The sequence below is a fragment of the Streptomyces sp. NPDC048483 genome, assembly GCF_040651455.1.
In the GTDB taxonomy this organism is placed as follows: Bacteria; Actinomycetota; Actinomycetes; order Streptomycetales; family Streptomycetaceae; genus Streptomyces.
The window spans coordinates 1-14,714 of sequence record NZ_JBEZJZ010000160.1; the positions used below are offsets into that span (position 1 = coordinate 1).

Genomic DNA, 14,714 nt, shown 5'->3' on the forward strand with positions numbered 1-14,714 from the left:
CGCTCGCACTGGGGCTGTGGGGGCTGGCCCGTCAGGGCGCCCTGTGGCGGGACGAGGCGGCGACGTGGGAAGTGGCCCGGCGGTCCCTGCCCGAGCCGCGGCCAAGGTCCGGGTGTTCGCCCAGGAGCTGGCGAAGAACATCACGCCCGTAGGGGTCCGGCTCGTCGACGAGCGGATGTCGACGGTCACCGCGACCCAGGGCCTGCGGGCCTCGGGCGTCCGCAGCAAGAAGGGCCGCTCGGTGGTCGACCAGGCGGCCGCGGTGGTCATTCTGCAGAGCGCGCTGGAAACCGAACGGTCCTCCGGGCAGCCGCCGGGGGAGAGCGTCGAAGTGGTCATCTGATCGCGATACGGTAACGTTCCGCGCGATGTGGCGCCGGTTCGAACAGCCGCGCGTGCAAGTAGAGGCGGAGCAGTACACCGCAATCGCGCTGCCGGGCAGGAGCGCACCGCCTCTCGGCTCTAGGGGATCGATGACCGAGTATGGCCGGGGCTACGGCTCCGAACCGTGGCATCCCGAGGACCCGCTCTACGGAGACCAGGGTTCGTACGGAGGCCAGGCACAGCAGCCCCAGTGGGACGGACAGCAGTCCGCTCCCTACCCCCAGCAGCACCATCCGCAGCAGCAGTACCAGGGCGGCTGGGACGGTGCGCAGGGCGGGCAGCTGCCGTACGACCCCTATGACCCGTACGACGCCTACGCCCAGCAGGCGCCGGCCGATCCGTACGGCGGGGCGGGCCAGGACCACTACGGCCGGCCGGACGCCTACCAGCAGGATGCGTATCAGCAAGACGCGTATCAGCAGGACGCCTACCAGCAGCAGCTGTCGCAGCAGGCGCCGCACCCGCAGCGCGGGCAGGTGCCGCCGCAGCAGCAGTACCAGCAGCAGTACCAGCAGGAGCAGTACCGGCAGCACGGGCAGTACCCGCCCCAGCAGCAGTACGAGCAGCATGCCGAGCCGCATCCCGGGCCGCCCTACGAGGACACCGGGGGCGACGACTGGCGCGCCGAGCCGGAGCCGCGCGAACCGGAGCCGGAGCATTCGTTCTTCGCGGACGGCGCGGACGACGACGACCGCGACGACGACGCGCGCGAGCGCCGGGGCGGCCGCGAGCGGCGCGGCAAGCGCAACGGCAAGAAGAACAAACGGCGCAGCGGTACGGCCTGTCTGGTCGTGACCCTGGTCTTCGCCGGTGCGGTCGGCGCCGTCGGCTATTTCGGCTACGACTTCATCATGGCCCACTTCGGATCGGCGCCCGACTACGAGGGCGAGGGATCCGGTGCGGTGCAGGTCGATATTCCGGCCGGTTCGGCGATTCAGACCATGGGGGAGGTCCTCGCGAATAAGGGTGTGGTCAAGAGCGCCGGCGCCTTCGCCGAGGCGGCCGACGAGAAGAAGGCGGTGCTGCAGCCCGGCACGTATTCGCTGCGCAAGCGGATGTCGGCGGCAGCAGCCCTCGAATTGATGCTGGACCCGAAGAGCCGTAACGGTCTCACCATCCAGGAAGGGCTGCGCTCCAGCGCGGTCTACGCGCTTATCGACAAAAAGCTCCATCTCAAGGCCGGCACGACCAAGCATGCGGCCAGGACCGAGGCCAAAAGCTTCGGGCTGCCCTCGTGGGCCGGTCGTTCCTCCAAGGCCAAGGATCCGCTGGAGGGCTTCCTCTACCCGTCCACGTACAGCGTGGGTGACAACGCGAAGCCGGCAGCGGTCCTGAAGCAGATGGTGGCGCGGGCCAACCAGGTGTATGCGAAGTACGAGCTGGAGGCGAACGCGCGCAAGCTCAAGCTGGATTCCCCGATGCAGCTGCTCACCGTCGCCAGCCTCACGCAGGCCGAAGGCAAGTACAAGCACGACTTCGAAAAGGTCGCGCGCGTCGTCTACAACCGTCTCAAGCCGAACAACACCGAGACGTACGGCCTGCTCGACTTCGACTCGACCGTGAATTACGCCAAGGCGGAAAGCACGCTGGACACCGGATCCGTCGACGATCTGCGGAAGTTCAACGACCCGTACAACACCTACAAGTTCAAGGGCCTGCCGCCGGGGCCGATAGGAAACCCTGGCGAGGTGGCGCTCAAGTCGGCCATCAACCCGGCCAAGGGTAACTGGTACTACTTCGTCTCCATCAATCCGGAGAAGACGCTCTTCGCGGCGACCAACGAAGAGCATGAGCGCAATCGCCGTATCTATGAACGGGAACACAAGAAGGCCAAGCAATGAGCCCCACATATCGAGCTGCCGTACTCGGCTCCCCGATTGCCCACTCCCTCTCCCCGGATCTGCATCGCGCCGCGTACGCAGCTCTCGGCCTGAGCGACTGGACGTACGACCGCTTCGAGGTCGATGAGGCGGCATTGCCCGGATTTCTGGAGAAGCTTGGTCCTGAGTGGCGGGGCCTCTCCCTGACCATGCCGCTCAAGCGCGCCGTGATCCCGCTGCTCGACGAGATGAGTGAGACCGCCGCGTCCGTCGAGGCGGTGAACACCGTCGTCTTCACCGCCGACGGCCGCCGCACCGGCGACAACACCGACATTCCCGGCATGCTCGCCGCGCTGCGCGAGCGCGGCGTGGAGCGGGTCGAGCGGGCATCCGTCCTGGGCGCGGGCGCCACCGCCTCCTCCGCCCTCGCCGCGCTCTCCCGTATCTGCACCGGCGAGGTCACCGCGTACGTCCGCAGCGCCGCGCGCGCCGACGAGATGCGCGGCTGGGGCGAGCGGCTGGGCGTCGTGGTCCGCACCGCCCCCTGGGAGGACGCCGCCGAGGCCTTCGGGGCGCCGCTGACCATCGCCACCACCCCGGCCGGCACCACCGACGCGCTCGCCGCCGCCGTGCCCGACCGGCCCGGCACGCTCTTCGACGTCCTCTACGAGCCCTGGCCGACGGCGCTGGCCACCGCCTGGGCCGACCGACGCGGCGCGGTGGTCGGCGGGCTCGACCTGCTGGTCCACCAGGCGGTTCTCCAGGTGGAGCAGATGACGGGCCGCTCGCCCGCCCCGCTGGCCGCGATGCGCCGGGCAGGGGAGGCGGCGCTGGCGGCCCGCTGATCCGCCGTACGGGCCACCCCGGTCCGCACCCTGGACCGGGCACCGCCGACCCGCCGCGACGTGGGAGGATCGGGGGGAGACCGTACGCGGATGAGCAGTACATGAGGAGCACCGTTGAGCAGGTTGCGCTGGCTGACGGCGGGGGAGTCGCACGGCCCCGCACTCGTGGCGACGCTGGAGGGCCTTCCGGCCGGAGTCCCGATCACCACCGATCTGGTGGCGGACGCGCTGGCGAGGCGCCGGCTCGGCTATGGCCGCGGTGCCCGGATGAAGTTCGAGCGGGACGAGATCACGTTCCTGGGCGGCGTGCGGCACGGCCTGTCGCTGGGCTCGCCGGTGGCCGTGATGGTCGGCAACACCGAGTGGCCCAAGTGGGAGCAGGTCATGGCGGCCGACCCGGTGGACCCCGCGGTCCTGGCCGAGCTGGCCCGTAACGCGCCGCTGACCCGGCCCCGCCCCGGCCACGCCGACCTGGCCGGCATGCAGAAGTACGGCTTCGACGAGGCCCGCCCGATCCTGGAGCGCGCCTCCGCCCGCGAGACCGCCGCCCGGGTCGCCCTGGGCGCGGTGGCCCGCTCCTTCCTCAAGGAGACGGCCGGTATCGAGATCGTCTCGCATGTCGTGGAGCTGGCCGCGGCGAAGGCCCCGTACGGCGTCTACCCCAAGCCCTCCGACGTCGAGAAGCTGGACGCGGACCCGGTGCGCTGCCTGGACGCGGACGCGAGCAAGGCGATGGTCGCCGAGATCGACCAGGCCCACAAGGACGGCGACACCCTCGGCGGCGTGGTCGAGGTGCTGGCGTACGGCGTGCCGGTGGGCCTCGGCTCGCACGTCCACTGGGACCGCCGGCTGGACGCGCGGCTGGCCGCCGCCCTGATGGGCATCCAGGCCATCAAGGGCGTCGAGGTCGGCGACGGCTTCGACCTGGCGCGGGTGCCGGGATCGAAGGCGCACGACGAGATCGTCGCCACCGAAGAGGGGATCAAGCGCACCTCCGGCCGCTCCGGCGGCACCGAGGGCGGGCTGACCACTGGCGAACTCCTGCGGGTCCGCGCCGCGATGAAGCCGATCGCGACCGTGCCGCGGGCGCTGGCGACCGTCGATGTGAGCACCGGCGAGGCTGCCCAGGCGCACCACCAGCGCTCGGACGTCTGCGCGGTCCCGGCCGCGGGCATCGTCGCCGAGGCGATGGTCGCGCTGGTCCTGGCCGACGCCGTGGTGGAGAAGTTCGGCGGCGACAGCGTCACGGAGACCCGCCGCAACGTCCGCAGCTACCTCGACAACCTGGCGATCAAGTGACGTCGCCGGCCGTCGTACTCATCGGCCCGCCCGGCGCGGGCAAGTCCACGGTGGGCGCACTTCTGGCCGAGCGGCTCGGCGCGGGCTACCGGGACACCGACGCGGACATCGTCGCCACGGCCGGCAAGCCGATCGCGGACATCTTCCTCGACGAGGGTGAGCCGCACTTCCGTGACCTGGAGCGGGCCGCCGTACGGGCCGCGCTCGACGGCCACCCGGGCGTGCTCTCGCTCGGCGGCGGCGCGATCATGGACGACGGCACCCGGAAGCTGCTGGCGGGCCTGCCGGTCGTCTTCCTGGACATCCAACTCGCCGACGCCGTCAAGCGGGTGGGCCTCGACGCGCCCCGCCCGCTGCTCGCCGTCAACCCGCGCAAGCAGTGGCGCGAGCTGATGGAGCGCCGCCGCCCGCTGTACACCGAGGTCGCGCGCGCCGTGATCGACACCGGGGAGCACACCCCCGAGGACGTCGTCGAGGCGATCCTGGACGCTTTGGAGCTACGGCAGGCCGCGGGAGACGCCCCGCAGGCCGCCGACAGGGAGGAACAGGCATGACGGAGCAGGCCACCCGTATCCAGGTGGGCGGTACGGCGGGCACCGACCCGTACGAGGTGCTCGTCGGGCGGCAGCTGCTCGGCGAGCTCCCGAGTCTGATCGGCGAGGGCGTGAAGCGGGTCGCGGTGCTGCACCCCGAGGCGCTGGCCGCCACCGGTGAGGCGCTGCGCGAGGACCTCGCGTCCCAGGGCTACGAGGCGATCGCCATCCAGCTGCCGAATGCCGAGGAGTCCAAGACCGTCGAGGTCGCCGCGTACTGCTGGAAGGCGCTCGGTCAGACCGGCTTCACCCGCACCGATGTGATCGTCGGTGTCGGCGGCGGCGCCACCACCGACCTGGCCGGCTTCGTGGCCGCCACCTGGCTGCGCGGGGTGCGCTGGATCGCCGTACCGACCACCGTCCTGGGCATGGTGGACGCGGCGGTCGGCGGCAAGACCGGCATCAACACCGCCGAGGGCAAGAACCTCGTCGGCGCCTTCCACCCACCGGCCGGTGTCCTGTGCGACCTGGCCGCGCTGGACTCCCTCCCGATGCACGACTACGTCTCCGGCCTGGCCGAGGTCATCAAGGCCGGCTTCATCGCCGACCCGGCGATCCTCGACCTGATCGAGGCCGACCCGGAGGCCGCCAGGCGCCCCGACGGCGCCCACACCGCCGAGCTGATCGAGCGGGCGATCCGGGTCAAGGCCGAGGTGGTCTCCGCGGACCTCAAGGAGTCCGGTCTGCGGGAGATCCTCAACTACGGCCACACCCTGGCGCACGCCATCGAGAAGAACGAGCGCTACAACTGGCGGCACGGCGCGGCCGTTTCGGTCGGCATGGTCTTCGCCGCCGAGCTCGGCCGGATCGCGGGCCGCCTGGACGACGCCACCGCCGACCGGCACCGCGCCGTCCTGGAGTCCGTCGGGCTGCCGCTGACCTACCGTGGCGACCAGTGGCCCAAGCTGCTGGAGACCATGAAGGTCGACAAGAAGTCCCGCGGTGACCGGCTGCGCTTCATCGTCCTGGACGGCCTCGCCAAGCCGACCGTCCTGGAGGGTCCGGATCCGGCCATGCTGCTCGCGGCACACGCCGAGATTGCCGAGTGAGCCGCATGGCCACGCGCGTCCTCGTCCTCAACGGCCCCAACCTCGGCCGCCTCGGCTCCCGCGAGCCCGACGTCTACGGCGCCACCTCCTACACCGGCCTGGTCGAGCAGTGCACCGCGCTCGGCAAGGAGCTGGGCTTCGAGGTCGAGGTCCGGGAGACCAACGACGAGGGGGAGATGATCCGCTGGCTGCACGAGGCCGCCGATGGTTCACTTCCGGTCGTCATCAACCCCGGTGCCTTCACGCACTATTCGTACGGCATGCGGGACGCGGCCGCCCAGCGCACCGCCCCGCTCATCGAGGTGCACATCTCGAACCCGTACGCCCGCGAGGAATTCCGCCACAATTCGGTCATCGCGGCCGTGGCCAGCGGTACGGTCGCCGGTTTCGGCATCGGCTCGTACCGTCTCGCGCTGCGTGCGCTGGCCGAGGAACTGAGCGACTGACCCGCCCTTCCGGGCACTCTCCGCCACCCCCGGCCGTTCCTGTAGCGAGCGCCGGGGGTGGCGGAGCACGGTAGCGCCTCCACTCAGCGGCAGTTGGGAGGGTACCGTTCGCAGCAGCACCACCCACGCCGACGGCTGTGGGGCACAACGGCCCGCCCGGGCCGCTGGGTTACCGCACGAGCACCGGGCCGTACGGCCCGGCACCGCACACGTCGACCGCACGAGACGGAGAGCCACCGGATGCAGTACGCAGTGGGGGCTCCGCTGCCACCGCCCCGCCGGCCGGGATCAGACATGGGGGCCGGCATGAACTGGACCCCCAACCAGGGGCAGCCCGTACCGCCCCCCTCACCGCCGGCCCCCTCACCGCCGCCGCCTCCGCCCGCCGCCCCGCCAGCCCAGGGCCCCGGCTGGAGCGGGCCCGCGCCGTACCAGGAGGCGCCCACCCCGCACAGCACGGACATCACCGGCCACCTCCGGCTGCCGCCGGGTGCCCCGGTGGCGCTGCCCGATCCGCCCGCCGGCACCGCTGCCCAGGACTCCGCGCACGCCACCGTCGCGGTGCTGCTGATCGGCCCGGCCGGCGCCGGCAAGACCAGCGTCGCCCGCCACTGGGCCGACTCCCGGCGGGTGCCGACCGCGCACATCAGCCTCGACGACGTCCGCGAATGGGTCCGGTCCGGCTTCGCCGACCCGCAGAAGGGCTGGAACGACAACTCCGAGGCCCAGTACCGCCTCGCCCGCCGCACCTGCGGCTTCGCGGCCCGTAACTTCCTCGCCAACGGCATCTCCTGCATCCTCGACGACGCCGTCTTCCCCGACCGCCCGGTCGTCGGCCTCGGCGGCTGGAAGCGGCATGTGGGCCCCGGCCTGCTGCCGATCGTGCTGCTGCCCGGCCTGGAGATCGTCCTGGAGCGCAACGCCCGGCGCAGCGGCAACCGCCGGCTCTCCGACGAAGAGGTCGCCCGGATCCACGGCCGGATGGCCGGCTGGTACGGCTCCGGGCTGCCGATCATCGACAACTCCCAGCACGACGTCGCCACGACCGTGCGGGTGCTGGACGATGTCGTCGCCCGCAGCATCGCCAGTCCGCCCAGCTGGTAGCCCGCCGCACCCGGCCCGTCCCCCGGGCGGCCGCGCTCGACCGGCCGCCCCCGCGGACCGGTCGTACTCTCGGGATATGTCCCAGATGCTGGCGGTACACGCGGTTCGACGCACGCGGCTGCGCGACCGCTGCGCCGCGACCGGAAGCACCGCCGCGCTGATCTCACGCCCCGCCAACGTCCGCTACCTCACCGGCTGCGCCCCATCCGGCGCCGCCCTGCTGCTGGGCCCGGCCGACGACATGCTGGTCTGCGGAATGCCGCTGAGCGGCGACCCGTCCGAGGGGCGCCCCGCCGAGGACGTACGGGTCTCCGTGCTGCCCACCCGTGGCGGCGACCCCGTCGTGGCGGGCGCCGACCTGGCCGCGAAGGCCGGCGCCGACACGCTGGCCGTCGAGGAGCACCACCTGACCGTCGCCCGCCACAGGGCGCTCGCCCAGGTCGCGCCCCGGATGCGGCTCGCGGACCTGGGCTGCGCGGTCGAGGCCCTGCGGCTGGTCAAGGACGACGACGAGATCGCCTGCCTGCGGATCGCCGCGGAGATCACCGACCAGGCGCTCGGCGAACTCCTCGAATCGATCCTGGTCGGGCGCACCGAACGGCACCTGGCCCTGGAACTGGAGCGCCGCCTCGTCGACCACGGCGCCGACGGCCCGGCCTTTCCCACCTCCGTCGCGACCGGCCAGAACTCCGGCCGCCCCGGGCATCTGCCCACCGACCGGCGGGTGGAGGAGGGCGACTTCCTGACCGTGAACCTGGGTGCCAATTACCGCGGTTACCGCTGCGAGATCGGCCGGACCTTCGTCATCGGCACCACGCCCGCCGACTGGCAGATCGACCTCTACGACCTCGTTTTCGCCGCCCAGCGGGCCGGCCGGGAGGCGCTGGCACCAGGGGTGGAATGCCGCGAGGTGGACCGGGTGACCCGCCATGTCCTGGTCGCCGCGGGCCACGGCGAGCGGCTCGGGCCGTTGACCGGGCACGGTGTGGGACTCGAAATCGACGAGGACCCTCAGCTGTCGCCTGCCGCCATGGGTAAACTGGACGCTTGCGTGCCGGTCACCGTCGAACCGGGGGTTCACCTCCCCGGCCGCGGGGGTGTCCGGATCGACGACACACTCGTCGTCCGCCCCGAGGCGGACGGCGGGCCCGAGCTACTCACGATCACGACCAAGGAGCTGCTCGCACTCTGAGCCGCAGCGGCTCGGTGTACGGCTTCGTGGTCCCACCACCTGCAGTCCAGGAGATTCCGCAACCGTGGCATCCACGAACGACCTCAAGAACGGCATGGTGCTCAAGCTCGAAGGCGGCCAGCTCTGGTCCGTCGTCGAGTTCCAGCACGTCAAGCCCGGCAAGGGCCCGGCCTTCGTCCGCACCAAGCTCAAGAACGTGCTGTCCGGGAAGGTCGTCGACAAGACCTTCAACGCCGGCGTCAAGGTCGAGACGGCCACCGTTGACAAGCGCACGATGCAGTTCTCGTACATGGACGGCGAGTACTTCGTCTTCATGGACATGGACACCTACGACCAGCTGATGGTCGACCGCAAGGCCGTCGGCGACGCCGCCAACTTCCTCCTCGAGGGTTTCGAGGCCACCGTCGCGCAGCACGAGGGCGAGGTCCTCTTCGTCGAGCTGCCGGCCGCCGTCGAGCTGACGATCCAGGAGACCGAGCCCGGCGTGCAGGGCGACCGCTCCACCGGCGGCTCCAAGCCCGCCACCCTGGAGACCGGTTACCAGATCCAGGTGCCGCTCTTCATCACGAGCGGCGAGAAGATCAAGGTCGACACCCGCTCGGGCGACTACCTCGGCCGGGTGAACAGCTAACCGTGGCTGCCCGTACCAAGGCCCGTAAGCGCGCCTTCCAGATCCTCTTCGAGGCCGATCAGCGCGGCGCCGACGTGCAGTCCGTGCTGGCGGACTGGATGCGGCACGCCCGGACCGACCCCCGCCAGCCGCCGGTGAACGAATACACCCTGGAGCTGGTCGAGGGGTACGCGGAGCACACCGGCCGCATCGACGAGCTGATCTCCACCTACTCCGTCGACTGGGACCTGGACCGGATGCCGGCCGCCGACCGCAGCATCATCCGGCTGGGCGCCTACGAGCTGATCTGGGTGGACGACACCCCGGACGCGGTGGCGATCGACGAAGCGGTACAGCTCGCCAGGGAGTTTTCCACGGATGACTCCCCGGCCTTCGTCAATGGCCTCCTCGGCCGCTTCAAGGAGCTGAAGCCGAGCCTGCGGCGCGAGGCGCACTAGCGCGACGCGCCAGACGGACCGCTGAGCACACGAAAGGGCCCGGAGCGATGCAGATTGCTCCGGGCCTCTCGTATGCCCGGAGATCGCCGCCTGGCCCCCGTGGTGCCGCCTCGGAGGCTCACGCGTATGCGCCGTGCGGGGATATAAGCCGCTTCAGTCGGACATAACGCAACCGCCGCCCCGGGAATCCCGGAGCGGCGGTACGTTTCTGCAGGTGGTGCCGGCGTCAGATCTCTTCGTGGGCCACCGCGCGGCGCGCGTCGGCATCCAGCACGCCCCAGCTGATCAGCTGCTCGGTGAGCACCGAGGGCGACTGGTCGTAGATCACCGCAAGCGTGCGCAGGTCGTCCTGACGGATCGAGAGGACCTTGCCGTTGTAGTCACCGCGCTGGCTCTGGATCGTGGCGGCGTAGCGCTGCAGCGGTCCGGCCTTCTCCTGCGGGACATGGGCGAGGCGCTCCAGGTCCAGGACAAGCTTCGGCGGCGGCTCGGCCGCGCCGCCCGGTGTCGTGCCCGGCAGGAGCTCCTGCACCGGCACGCCGTAGAAGTCCGCGAGCTCGGCAAGGCGCTGTACGGTGACGGCACGGTCGCCGCGCTCGTACGAGCCCACCACTACGGCCTTCCAGCGGCCCTGGGACTTCTCCTCGACACCGTGGAGCGAGAGGCCCTGCTGGGTACGGATGGCACGGAGCTTGGCCCCGAGCTGTTTAGCGTATTCGCTGGACATAAAGCTCCCCAGACGGCTGTATCGACATGCGGCTCCGCCGCGTGGTTGGTAACTCACTGTGAGGTTACGCAGCGTAATCTGACTTCGTCAAGCCGAATGGGCCAGACCATCGCCCGTCAGGGGTGCGCGCGGGTTCTAGCGGGCTCCCTGATAGCCTGGGGCACGTAATTTCGACGTCCTTTAAAGTCCGTCCCGTGAGGCGGAGAAGGGGGTCCGTTTCGTATGGACGCAAGCAGTTCCGACGTACGTGCAGACGTACGCGATCAGCTCCCTGCGCGCCCGGTGCTCGAAGCCCCGGACATCGCGCGGATGCTCACCCGTATCGCCCACGAAATCGTCGAGCGCGCCAAGGGCGCGGACGATGTGGTGCTGCTGGGAATCCCGACCCGCGGCGTTTTCCTCGCCCGGCGGCTGGCCGCCAAGCTCGAGGAGATCACCGGCGCCGCCGTCCCGGTCGGCTCGCTCGACATCACGATGTACCGCGATGACCTGCGCCTGGGCCCCGCCCGGACGCTGGCCCGCACGGAGATCCCCACCGACGGCATCGAGGGCCGCCTCGTCCTGCTCGTCGACGACGTCCTCTTCTCCGGACGCACGATCCGCGCCGCGCTGGACGCGCTGGGCGACATCGGGCGGCCGCGCGCCGTGCAGCTCGCGGTCCTGGTCGACCGCGGCCACCGTGAACTTCCGATCCGCGCCGATTACGTCGGCAAGAACCTCCCCACGTCGCTGCGGGAGACGGTAAAGGTCCAGCTCACCGAGGAGGACGGCCGCGACGCCGTACTGCTCGGCCTGCGCGGGACCGCCCCGGCCGGCGAGCGCTAGGCACCGGGCACGGTCCCGGTGATCCCGGGCCCGTACGCATGCCCGCTCAACGGACATTCCCGTACAACCTCCTTTACCCACGGAGAACACCGGATGAAGCGCCACCTCATCTCGGCCGCCGACCTCACGCGCGACGATGCCGTCCTGATCCTCGACACCGCCGAGGAGATGGCCCGGGTCGCCGACCGGCCGATCAAGAAGCTGCCCACCCTGCGCGGCCGTACCGTCGTCAACCTCTTCTTCGAGGACTCGACCCGTACGCGGATCTCCTTCGAGGCCGCGGCGAAGCGGCTCTCCGCCGACGTCATCAACTTCTCCGCCAAGGGCTCCTCGGTCTCCAAGGGCGAGTCGCTCAAGGACACCGCGCTGACCCTGGAGGCGATGGGCGCGGACGCCGTCGTCATCCGGCACCACGACTCCGGCGCCCCGCACCGCCTGGCGACCTCCGGCTGGATCGGCGGCTCGGTGGTCAACGCCGGCGACGGCACCCACGAGCACCCCACCCAGGCGCTCCTCGACGCCTTCACGATGCGCCGCCGCCTCGTCGGCGTCGGCGAGGGCCTGGGCCAGGACCTCGCCGGCCGCCGGATCACCATCGTCGGCGACATCCTGCACAGCCGTGTCGCCCGCTCCAACGTCCATCTGCTGACCACCCTCGGCGCCGAGGTCACCCTGGTGGCGCCGCCGACCCTGGTGCCGATCGGTGTGGAGAAGTGGCCGTGCGAGGTCTCGTACGACCTCGACGCGGTGCTCGCCAAGTCCGACGCGGTGATGATGCTGCGGGTCCAGCGCGAGCGGATGAACGCGGCCTTCTTCCCGACCGAGCGCGAGTACGCGCGGCGCTACGGCCTCAACGGCGACCGGATGTCCCGGATGCCCCAGCACGCCATCGTGATGCACCCCGGCCCGATGAACCGCGGCATGGAGATCACCGCCGAGGTCGCCGACTCGCCGCGCTGCACCGCCGTCGAACAGGTCGCCAACGGTGTCAGCATCCGTATGGCGGTCCTCTATCTGCTTCTGGGCGGCAACGAGCCCGCCATCACCGCCGGAAACGGCACCAGCACCAGCACTCGCACCGAGGAGACCAAGTAACCATGAGCAAGATCCTTATTCGTGGCGCACAGGTCCTCGGCGGCGAGCCGCAGGATGTGCTGATCGACGGCGAGACGATCGAGGCCGTCGGCACGGGCCTGTCCGCCGAGGGCGCGACCGTCATCGAGGCCGACGGCAAGATCCTCCTGCCGGGCCTGGTCGACCTGCACACCCATCTGCGCGAGCCGGGCCGTGAGGACTCCGAGACCGTGCTGACCGGCACCAAGGCGGCCGCGGTCGGCGGCTTCACCGCCGTCCACGCCATGGCCAACACCTTCCCCGTCGCCGACACCGCGGGTGTCGTCGAGCAGGTCTGGCGGCTGGGCAAGGAGTCCGGCTACTGCGATGTCCAGCCGATCGGTGCAGTAACGGTTGGCCTGGAGGGCAAGAAGCTCGCCGAGCTGGGCGCGATGCACGACTCCGCGGCCGGTGTGCGGGTGTTCTCCGACGACGGCAAGTGTGTGGACGACGCGGTGATCATGCGGCGCGCCCTGGAGTACGTGAAGGCCTTCGACGGCGTCGTCGCCCAGCACGCCCAGGAGCCGCGCCTGACCGAGGGCGCCCAGATGAACGAGGGCATCGTCTCCGCCGAGCTGGGCCTGGGCGGCTGGCCCGCGGTCGCCGAGGAGTCGATCATCGCCCGCGATGTGCTGCTCGCCGCACACGTCGGCTCCCGGGTGCACATCTGCCACCTGTCGACGGCGGGCTCGGTCGAGATCGTCCGCTGGGCCAAGTCCAAGGGCTGGAACGTCACCGCCGAGGTCACCCCGCACCACCTCCTGCTGACCGATGAGCTCGTACGGTCCTACAACCCCGTCTACAAGGTGAACCCGCCGCTGCGCACCGAGGCCGACGTCCTGGCGCTGCGCGAGGCGCTGGCCGACGGCACCATCGACTGCGTCGCCACCGACCACGCCCCGCACCCGCACGAGGACAAGGACTGCGAGTGGGGCGCCGCCGCCATGGGCATGGTCGGCCTGGAGACCGCGCTCTCCGTCGTCCAGCACACGATGGTCGACAACGGGCTGCTGGACTGGGCCGGCGTCGCCGACCGGATGTCCTTCCGCCCCGCGCACATCGGTCGCCTGGAGGGCCACGGCCGCCCCATCTCGGCTGGTGAGCCCGCCAACCTCACCCTGGTCGATTCCGCTTACCGTGGAGAGGTGGACCCCGCGAGCTTCGCCTCCCGCAGCCGCAACACCCCCTACGAGGGCCGTGAGCTGCCGGGACGCGTCACCCACACCTTCCTGCGGGGCCGCGCAACGGTCGTCGACGGGAAGCTGGCGTGACTCCTCCACTCATCCATCTGGCCGAGGCGCAGAAGTCCGCGCCGGTCACCGACTGGGCCGCCCGGATCGGCTGGGTCGTCGGCCTGCTGGTCTTCGTGATCTTCCTCTACTGGCTGATGCGCCAGGGCTGGAAGTGGCGCGGCACGCTCCAGGGCGATCTGCCCGAACTGCCCACCACGCCGGACGATCCGGGCGAGCCCACGCTTACGCTGACCGGCCGCTACCACGGCTCCACCACTGCCGGGCAGTGGCTCGACCGGATCGTCGCCCGCGGCCTGGGCACCCGTAGCCGCGCCGAACTGACCCTGACCGATCAGGGACTGGACGTCGTACGGCCCGGCGCGCAGGACTTCTTCGTGCCCGCCGCCGCCCTTCGCGGCGCCCGCCTCGACAAGGGCATCGCGGGCAAGGTCCTCACCGAGGGCGGCCTGCTGATCGTCACCTGGAAGCACGGGGACAGGGAGATCGATTCCGGGTTCCGCGCCGACCGGGCGGACGAGCACGCGGCCTGGGTCGAGGCCCTCACCACACTCGCCAACACCACCAGCACCACCGAGCACACCGAAACGGAAGGCGCACGATGACGACCTCCACCAGGGGGACCGCCAAGATCCCCGCCGTACTCGTCCTGGAGGACGGCCGCACCTTCCGCGGCCGTGCCTATGGGGCCGTGGGGGAGACCTTCGGCGAAGCGGTGTTCTCCACCGGCATGACCGGTTATCAGGAGACGCTGACCGATCCCTCGTACCACCGTCAGGTCGTGGTGATGACCGCCCCGCACATCGGCAACACGGGTGTGAACGACGAGGACCCCGAGTCGCAGCGGATCTGGGTTTCCGGATATGTGGTCCGTGACCCTGCCCGTGTCCCGTCCAACTGGCGCGCGGTGCGTTCCCTGGACGAGGAGCTGGTGGCGCAGGGTGTGGTGGGGATCAGTGGCGTCGATACGCGGGCGTTGACGCGTCATCTGCGCGAGAG

At 70.8% G+C, this 14,714-nt stretch carries 16 protein-coding genes and 1 pseudogene; 16 read left to right on the forward strand and 1 reads right to left on the reverse strand.

Features of this window, described 5'->3' with window-relative positions; genetic code table 11:
- Window positions 1–94: 94 nt before the first annotated feature.
- From ruvX to nusB, 11 genes and pseudogenes are all read left to right on the forward strand, one after another.
- Window positions 95–343, forward strand: a pseudogene (ruvX, locus tag AB0D04_RS39840) (Holliday junction resolvase RuvX); the annotation flags it as partial.
- A 130-nt stretch (window positions 344–473) separates the two neighbouring features.
- Complete coding sequence (gene mltG, locus AB0D04_RS39845) at window positions 474–2,225, forward strand: endolytic transglycosylase MltG (protein WP_362712298.1); 1,752 nt, start codon at window positions 474–476, stop codon at window positions 2,223–2,225.
- Complete coding sequence (locus tag AB0D04_RS39850; protein WP_362712299.1) at window positions 2,222–3,049, forward strand: shikimate dehydrogenase; 828 nt, start codon at window positions 2,222–2,224, stop codon at window positions 3,047–3,049. Before mltG ends, AB0D04_RS39850 begins: the two co-directional genes overlap by 4 nt.
- A gap of 114 nt (window positions 3,050–3,163) precedes the next feature.
- Window positions 3,164–4,348 (forward strand): chorismate synthase, encoded by a 1,185-nt coding sequence (gene aroC / locus AB0D04_RS39855; protein ID WP_362712300.1) that lies wholly within the window; start codon window positions 3,164–3,166, stop codon window positions 4,346–4,348.
- Window positions 4,345–4,902: a shikimate kinase gene (locus AB0D04_RS39860; protein ID WP_362712301.1), complete on the forward strand. Its 558-nt coding sequence runs from the start codon at window positions 4,345–4,347 to the stop codon at window positions 4,900–4,902. The genes aroC and AB0D04_RS39860 overlap by 4 nt, the downstream gene beginning before the upstream one ends.
- Entirely contained in the window at window positions 4,899–5,990 is a 1,092-nt protein-coding gene (gene aroB / locus AB0D04_RS39865) for a 3-dehydroquinate synthase (RefSeq protein WP_362712302.1), read from the forward strand. The genes AB0D04_RS39860 and aroB overlap by 4 nt, the downstream gene beginning before the upstream one ends.
- A 5-nt stretch (window positions 5,991–5,995) precedes the next feature.
- A complete protein-coding gene (gene aroQ / locus AB0D04_RS39870; protein WP_362712303.1) occupies window positions 5,996–6,436 on the forward strand; it encodes a type II 3-dehydroquinate dehydratase in 441 nt (146 codons plus the stop codon).
- 240 nt (window positions 6,437–6,676) lie between these two features.
- Window positions 6,677–7,540 (forward strand): Pro-rich N-terminal domain-containing protein, encoded by an 864-nt coding sequence (locus tag AB0D04_RS39875; protein WP_362712304.1) that lies wholly within the window; start codon window positions 6,677–6,679, stop codon window positions 7,538–7,540.
- Between the two features lie 85 nt (window positions 7,541–7,625).
- Window positions 7,626–8,732 (forward strand): aminopeptidase P family protein, encoded by a 1,107-nt coding sequence (locus AB0D04_RS39880; RefSeq protein ID WP_362712313.1) that lies wholly within the window; start codon window positions 7,626–7,628, stop codon window positions 8,730–8,732.
- Window positions 8,733–8,796: 64 nt separating this feature from the next.
- Window positions 8,797–9,363, forward strand: a complete 567-nt coding sequence (gene efp / locus AB0D04_RS39885; protein WP_362712305.1) for an elongation factor P — start codon at window positions 8,797–8,799, stop codon at window positions 9,361–9,363.
- A gap of 2 nt (window positions 9,364–9,365) precedes the next feature.
- Window positions 9,366–9,800 carry a transcription antitermination factor NusB gene (nusB, locus tag AB0D04_RS39890; protein ID WP_362712306.1) on the forward strand — a complete coding sequence of 145 codons (435 nt, stop codon included), beginning with the start codon at window positions 9,366–9,368 and terminating at the stop codon, window positions 9,798–9,800.
- A gap of 226 nt (window positions 9,801–10,026) precedes the next feature.
- On the opposite strand, the gene bldD is transcribed toward nusB, so the two are convergent.
- Window positions 10,027–10,527: a transcriptional regulator BldD gene (gene bldD / locus AB0D04_RS39895; protein WP_362712307.1), complete on the reverse strand. Its 501-nt coding sequence runs from the start codon at window positions 10,525–10,527 to the stop codon at window positions 10,027–10,029.
- 222 nt (window positions 10,528–10,749) lie between these two features.
- On the opposite strand from bldD, the gene pyrR reads away from it, so the two are divergent.
- The 5 genes from pyrR to AB0D04_RS39920 all read left to right on the forward strand — a co-directional run.
- Complete coding sequence (gene pyrR, locus AB0D04_RS39900; RefSeq protein ID WP_362712308.1) at window positions 10,750–11,352, forward strand: bifunctional pyr operon transcriptional regulator/uracil phosphoribosyltransferase PyrR; 603 nt, start codon at window positions 10,750–10,752, stop codon at window positions 11,350–11,352.
- A gap of 93 nt (window positions 11,353–11,445) precedes the next feature.
- Complete coding sequence (locus tag AB0D04_RS39905) at window positions 11,446–12,447, forward strand: aspartate carbamoyltransferase catalytic subunit (RefSeq protein ID WP_362712309.1); 1,002 nt, start codon at window positions 11,446–11,448, stop codon at window positions 12,445–12,447.
- Window positions 12,448–12,449: 2 nt separating this feature from the next.
- On the forward strand, window positions 12,450–13,736 hold the full coding sequence (locus tag AB0D04_RS39910; protein WP_362712310.1) for a dihydroorotase: 1,287 nt from the start codon (window positions 12,450–12,452) through the stop codon (window positions 13,734–13,736).
- Window positions 13,733–14,320: a hypothetical protein gene (locus tag AB0D04_RS39915; protein WP_362712311.1), complete on the forward strand. Its 588-nt coding sequence runs from the start codon at window positions 13,733–13,735 to the stop codon at window positions 14,318–14,320. The genes AB0D04_RS39910 and AB0D04_RS39915 overlap by 4 nt, the downstream gene beginning before the upstream one ends.
- Window positions 14,317–14,714 (forward strand): carbamoyl-phosphate synthase domain-containing protein (locus AB0D04_RS39920; RefSeq protein ID WP_362712312.1); only part of this gene is annotated, 398 nt, incomplete at its 3' end. The genes AB0D04_RS39915 and AB0D04_RS39920, both read left to right, overlap by 4 nt.

Excerpts from the sequence above, each read along its gene's own strand:
- mltG (WP_362712298.1), top strand. The coding sequence starts at position 474 with ATGACCGAGTATGGCCGGGGCTACGGCTCCGAACCGTGGCATCCCGAG.
- AB0D04_RS39850 (WP_362712299.1), top strand. The coding sequence starts at position 2,222 with ATGAGCCCCACATATCGAGCTGCCGTACTCGGCTCCCCGATTGCCCAC.
- aroB (WP_362712302.1), top strand. The coding sequence starts at position 4,899 with ATGACGGAGCAGGCCACCCGTATCCAGGTGGGCGGTACGGCGGGCACC.
- aroQ (WP_362712303.1), top strand. The coding sequence starts at position 5,996 with ATGGCCACGCGCGTCCTCGTCCTCAACGGCCCCAACCTCGGCCGCCTC.
- AB0D04_RS39875 (WP_362712304.1), top strand. The coding sequence starts at position 6,677 with ATGCAGTACGCAGTGGGGGCTCCGCTGCCACCGCCCCGCCGGCCGGGA.
- AB0D04_RS39880 (WP_362712313.1), top strand. The coding sequence starts at position 7,626 with ATGCTGGCGGTACACGCGGTTCGACGCACGCGGCTGCGCGACCGCTGC.
- bldD (WP_362712307.1), bottom strand. The coding sequence starts at position 10,527 with ATGTCCAGCGAATACGCTAAACAGCTCGGGGCCAAGCTCCGTGCCATC.
- pyrR (WP_362712308.1), top strand. The coding sequence starts at position 10,750 with ATGGACGCAAGCAGTTCCGACGTACGTGCAGACGTACGCGATCAGCTC.
- AB0D04_RS39905 (WP_362712309.1), top strand. The coding sequence starts at position 11,446 with ATGAAGCGCCACCTCATCTCGGCCGCCGACCTCACGCGCGACGATGCC.
- AB0D04_RS39910 (WP_362712310.1), top strand. The coding sequence starts at position 12,450 with ATGAGCAAGATCCTTATTCGTGGCGCACAGGTCCTCGGCGGCGAGCCG.